The organism is uncultured Clostridium sp. (genome assembly GCF_947072515.1).
Taxonomy (GTDB): domain Bacteria; phylum Bacillota; class Clostridia; order Clostridiales; family Clostridiaceae; genus Clostridium.
Map to the genome: position 1 here is coordinate 1 of NZ_CAMTIG010000110.1, position 5,506 is coordinate 5,506.

6 protein-coding genes are annotated in these 5,506 nt (G+C 26.3%); all 6 read right to left on the reverse strand.

Translation table 11 applies throughout. The annotated features are described in order from the left end of the window. On the reverse strand, positions 1–669 hold a 669-nt coding region (selB, locus tag Q0W06_RS19155), incomplete at its 3' end, for a selenocysteine-specific translation elongation factor (protein WP_297639662.1). Positions 670–675: 6 nt separating this feature from the next. Next, positions 676–2,061, reverse strand: coding sequence for an L-seryl-tRNA(Sec) selenium transferase (gene selA, locus Q0W06_RS19160; protein ID WP_297639664.1), 1,386 nt, complete (start codon positions 2,059–2,061; stop codon positions 676–678). A gap of 45 nt (positions 2,062–2,106) precedes the next feature. After that, the gene (locus Q0W06_RS19165) at positions 2,107–3,459 is read right to left on the reverse strand and encodes an FAD-binding oxidoreductase (RefSeq protein ID WP_297639666.1); all 1,353 of its coding nucleotides are present in this window, start codon (positions 3,457–3,459) and stop codon (positions 2,107–2,109) included. Positions 3,460–3,611: 152 nt separating this feature from the next. Further along, on the reverse strand, positions 3,612–3,995 hold the full coding sequence (locus Q0W06_RS19170) for a methylglyoxal synthase (protein WP_297639668.1): 384 nt from the start codon (positions 3,993–3,995) through the stop codon (positions 3,612–3,614). Between the two features lie 88 nt (positions 3,996–4,083). Further along, positions 4,084–4,242, reverse strand: coding sequence for a hypothetical protein (locus tag Q0W06_RS19175; RefSeq protein ID WP_297639671.1), 159 nt, complete (start codon positions 4,240–4,242; stop codon positions 4,084–4,086). Between the two features lie 325 nt (positions 4,243–4,567). Further along, on the reverse strand, positions 4,568–5,263 hold the full coding sequence (locus Q0W06_RS19180; RefSeq protein WP_297639674.1) for a hypothetical protein: 696 nt from the start codon (positions 5,261–5,263) through the stop codon (positions 4,568–4,570). Positions 5,264–5,506: the final 243 nt, after the last annotated feature.

A 5,506-nucleotide genomic window follows, 5' to 3' on the forward strand; every position in this document is an offset into this window, starting at 1 on the left:
TATTTTTCCACAATAATCTCCAGGATATAATTGAATAGAATCACCAATATTTATATTTCCACCAAGTATAGTTCCTGTTACTACTGTTCCATACCCTTGAACATGGAAACTTCTATCTATAGGCATTCTAAATAAAGTTTCACTATCTTTTTCTTCTAATTTATTTATTTCTCCAACTAAAGTATTTTTAATATCCTCTAGTCCTTCCTTAGTTTTAGATGAAAATTTAATAATAGGTGCATTTTCTAAAAATGTTCCTGCAACAAATGATTTTATATCATCTGTTACTAGTTCTAGCCATTCTTCATCTACTAAATCACATTTAGTAAGTACTATGATTCCTCTAGAAATACCTAAAGTTTTTAAAATATTTAGATGTTCTATTGTTTGTGGCATTATACCATCATCAGCAGCTATTACAAATAGAACTAAGTCTATTGAACTAACTCCTGCGACCATGTTCTTAATAAATTTTTCATGGCCTGGAACATCAATTATTCCTATATTTAAATTTTCATCTAAATTTAAGTGGGTATATCCATTATTAATAGTTATACCTCTAGTTTTTTCTTCTTTTAATGTATCTGTATCAACACCAGTTAAACATTTAATCAAAGATGTTTTTCCATGATCTATATGTCCAGATGTCCCAACTATTATATGTTTCATAATCTATCAGTCCTTATTAAAAGTATTTAATGCTTCTTTTATTGTTATAAAATCAGTATCTTGTAATGTTCTTCCATGAAGAATAAATTTATCTTCATGTATTCTTCCTATTATGGGTGTAGAGTAATTTCTCAAATAGCTTTCTAAATAGTTTATTTTACCATTAATTAATTGTATAGAGAGTCCTTTTCCTTCTAACTTATATGTTGGAAGAGTTCCCCCACCTACAAAGTCCTCAACATCCTCTACATTACACCTTATATTAGGAATATCTTTAATATCATCTATAAAAGATATTAAATTCTTATAGATTTCAGATTTATCTAAATTAATCATTTTAAAAATAGGAATTTTTAAATATGATTTTTCATTTAAATAATTTTCTAAAGTTCCTTCTAATGCAGCTAATGTGAATTTATCAACTCTTAATGCACGAAGTAATTGATTCTTCTTTAATCTATCAATGTACTCTTTTTTTCCTACAATAATACCGGCTTGAGGTCCACCTAAAAGTTTATCACCTGAAAACATAACTATATCAATTCCATCATTAATAACATCTTTAACTCTCTTTTCATCAATTCCTAAATTTGATAAGTCTATTAATGCACCACTACCTAAATCCTCAATAGTAGGTATATTATATTTTTTACCTAAAGAAGCAAGTTCAGAAGAGGATACTTCTTTTGTATATCCAATAATTTTAAAATTAGAACTATGTATTTTAATAAGTGCACCTGTTTTTTCTGCATCAATTGCATTTTCATAATCATAAAGATGTGTTCTATTAGTTGTACCAACTTCTTTAAGAGTTGCACCTGCCATTTCCATTACACTTGGAATTCTAAAAGAACCTCCAATTTCAATTAATTCACCTCTAGAAACAATAACTTCCTTAGATTTTGTTATTTCATTTAAAACCAATAAAACAGCAGATGCATTATTATTAACTACTAAAGCACTTTCAGCGCTAGTTAAAATTTTCAATAAATTCTCAACATGAGCATATCTAGAACCTCTATGTCCTTCTTTAATATCAAATTCAAGATTACTATAAGAAGAGCTTATTTCTACTATTCTATCAATAGCATTTTTACTTAAAATTGATCTTCCTAGATTCGTATGTATTATTATTCCAGTTCCATTTATAACTTGCTTTAAGTTTTGTTTATATGTCCAGTTTAAATTTTTTATAGCATCTAGCACAACATACTCTTCTGAAGGAATAAAATCTATGTTTCCATTTTTAATTTCTTCTCTAATAGTATTTAAAGTTGTTTGTAGTGCCTTTTTTACATTTTCTTTACCATATTTAACTATAACATTCTCTAGCATAGGATTTTCTAGAGTATGATCCATTCGTGGTAAATTTCTAAATATATCATTTTTCATAAACTACTAATCCTTTCTTATATAAAGTAAAAGTCTTTACGACTTTTACTTTATTGATTGTTCAAAATTAAAAAAGTTATATGGATCGTATTCTTTTTTAATTTCTTTTAATTCTTCTGTATTTTCATTGAAATATTCCTTCATATAATCATTGAGCTCCGCTAATGGGAAATTAACAAAAGAACCGTAAGTTGCCTTCTTTATTATTTCAGAGTGCTCTACAACCCATTTTTCATTTTCAGCTTTATAAGATTTATATTCATCTTCCCATACAACTTGGAATCCTAATATTCCTTTTGCATTTCTATAGGCAAAGGAATTATTATCTTTAAAGTTATTTTTTATATTTCCACTCATTCCATATAAAGAAACTGCAGTATATGATGTAGTATTTATCTTTTCATTAAGAATATTTAAAATTTCTTCAATACTTTCATTATTAAATTTATCATCTATAAATCGTCCATTAGACTTATAAAACTCATAGTCTGGATGATTATCTTGTATCCATCTATTTATATCTAAAATACTCATTTCTTGTAGATTATAATTCCAATCATAATCTATTGTTATTTTCTTTAATTCATTAAGAGCTTCATTTTTCTCTCCGTAAAATATTCCAGTTATCTTTATACCAAGACCTTTAATATGGTCATTATAAAAAGCAACTTTCATATTTAATCTTGGATCTAAATTTTGAATTTCATTAAGCCAACTATTAAATATAGGTACCATATTTTTAGTAGTTATATTTCTTATTTCTGCTAAAACTAATGTACACATTTGGACTTTTTTAGGTAAATTAAAAGTCATAGAAGTTACTATTCCAAAATTCCCACTTCCTGCACCTTTTAAAGCCCAAAATAAATCAGGGTTTTGAGTAGCATTTGCCTTAATTAAATTTCCATTATAATTTAATAACTCTACTTCTAATAAATTATCGATTCCTAATCCTAAATATCTAGCAGAATATCCCCAGCCACCACCTAAGGTATAACCTACTGCACCTACTGTTGGACATCCACCTCCTGGAAAAGGAATATGGTATTTACATACAGCTTCATAAACTTCTCTATTTCGTGTTCCTGCAGATATTTGCACAGTATTTTGTTCTATATCTAAATTTATTTTATCCATCTTGCTAACATCAATTACGAAAACATCCTCTCCTGTAGAAAATCCTTCATAATGATGAGCCCCAGAACGTATTCTAAAAGGCACATTATGTTTTTTTATAAGTTCTAAGCAAATTTTTATGTCATTATTATCTTTACAATATGCAATTACAAAAGGTTTTTTATCAATTGCTCTATTCCAACATAATCTCTTTTCCTCATAATTTAAATCTTCTTTAAAGTATATTTCACCTTTAAAATTTATAAACTCTGACTTTAGCATTTCAAGTATCCTTTCTCTATGTAAATTTGAGGAAATACCTCCTAATATATTAATTATATTATAATCCTTAAAAACCTATTTACAAGGATTATTATGTAACTATAAATACAACAATAAAAGATAGCTATAAAAAAGCTACCTTTTAAATTTATTTAAATTAAATTTTCTCTTTCAAATTTGATTCCTTCAATGAGCATTTTAGCTGTTGCTTCATTTGTGGCTAAAGGTAATGTATAGACATCACATAATCTAATTAATGCTGTAATATCTGGTTCATGGGGTTGAGCTGTTAAAGGATCTCTAAAGAAAATTATCATATCAATGTTTCCTTCAGGAATTAATGCTCCTATTTGCTGATCACCACCAAGAGGTCCGCTTTTGTATCTTGTTACTTTTAGCTTTGTATTTTCCATAATTAGGCCACCAGTTGTTCCAGTAGCTACAAGATCTAATTTAGATAATAGTCCTTCATATCTTTTAGCAAATTCAATCATATCTGGCTTTTTTTTATCATGAGCAATTAATGCTAATTTCATAAACTCACTCCTCTATTAAAAGTTTCACTTATATTTTATCATACTAAAATAAAGAAATTATGAACTATAATAAAATTTCTATTTTAGTTTATCCTATGATATCGATAACTAATTGTTCAAATCCTAAAGTAAGCAGATAATTCCACATATTTATGTTGTTTTTGAATCTGTTAGCTCCAATTAATGTTGGACTTGTATTCATTTTTTTACATAAATTTAAGTATTGCGCTAATATATTTATCGTCATCGTAAATACACCTCCTATAATATAAATATCTATCTGAATAAACATTTTTTTTAACTTTCTACAATATTATTCTACAATCAATGGGAATTAATGTAAATACATGAGACATAGAAATCGTTTTACATTTTGTGACGATTATTCTGAAAATAATGTAGTTTTTGTAAAAAACGTGGAGTAATTTTAGATATAGTGTGTTTTTATTTATTTTCATGATGGAATTTTGTTTTTTTGTTTTATTTAATACTTATTTACGAGGATATTATTTAGGATAGTATATGCAATAAATAAAGCAAAGAAACTTATTATTGCTAGCTAGCTTCTTTGCTTATCTTCTCACCACATTATCTATCATTTCATTGTGACTATATCTTTCTAATATTCTATTATTATCTAAACTTTTTATTGTTATTTCTCTTATTTTTAATATCTCTTGGCTACTCACATAATTAAAATCACTTCTTTTAGTAACTATAAAAGTAATTGGAACTAAGGAATCATTCTCCTCTTCTAATGTATCAATAAAGAAAAAATGCAACTTATCTTCATTAATATTATTTACGAAGATATAATCCCCTTTAATTTTTGTCTCACTTTCGACAATTTCTTTGTTATAAGATAAAAACTTACTCCTTCTTAATAACTGATAAGTAAAAGGGAAATTTAAAATTCTTTTTCTATAATTCTTATATGCTTTTGTTCTTCCTCCAATTTCTTGTAAATCTTTTAAAGTTATTCTAGAACATTTAACGTTTTCAAATCCCTTCTGCGACTTTAATTCCTTATTATATCTTAGTAATTTATTTTTATTTCTTCTACTTTTATCTGTAAACTTATGTAATCCTATAAGATGTGAAAAATATTTATTTTCAATTTTAAAAGTTAGTATTTTGCCATTTTCTAATTCTATTTCATAGATTCTATTTGAAATATACTTTTCATAAAAATTAGCTAATAGTTTTAGTGAAACTTCATTTTCAGTTGGCATTTTAGTTATTACTTTTAACTCTTTTAAAGTAAGCATGTCCCCTCCTAACTTCATAAAAAAATTCTAAGATAAACATCTTAGAATTTCATAATTATATACTAACATTGCCTTGAATATTATTTTAATGTCCCCTCAAGGAACTTCGGGTACAAAAAACTTTGCCCTGGGGAATGAGTGTTAGCGCTCATTTAAGTATTTTAATAAACACCTAACTAATATCTTTAATTATAGTATATTCACATTCTCAAAATAATACAACATTTTATATAAAATATTTTT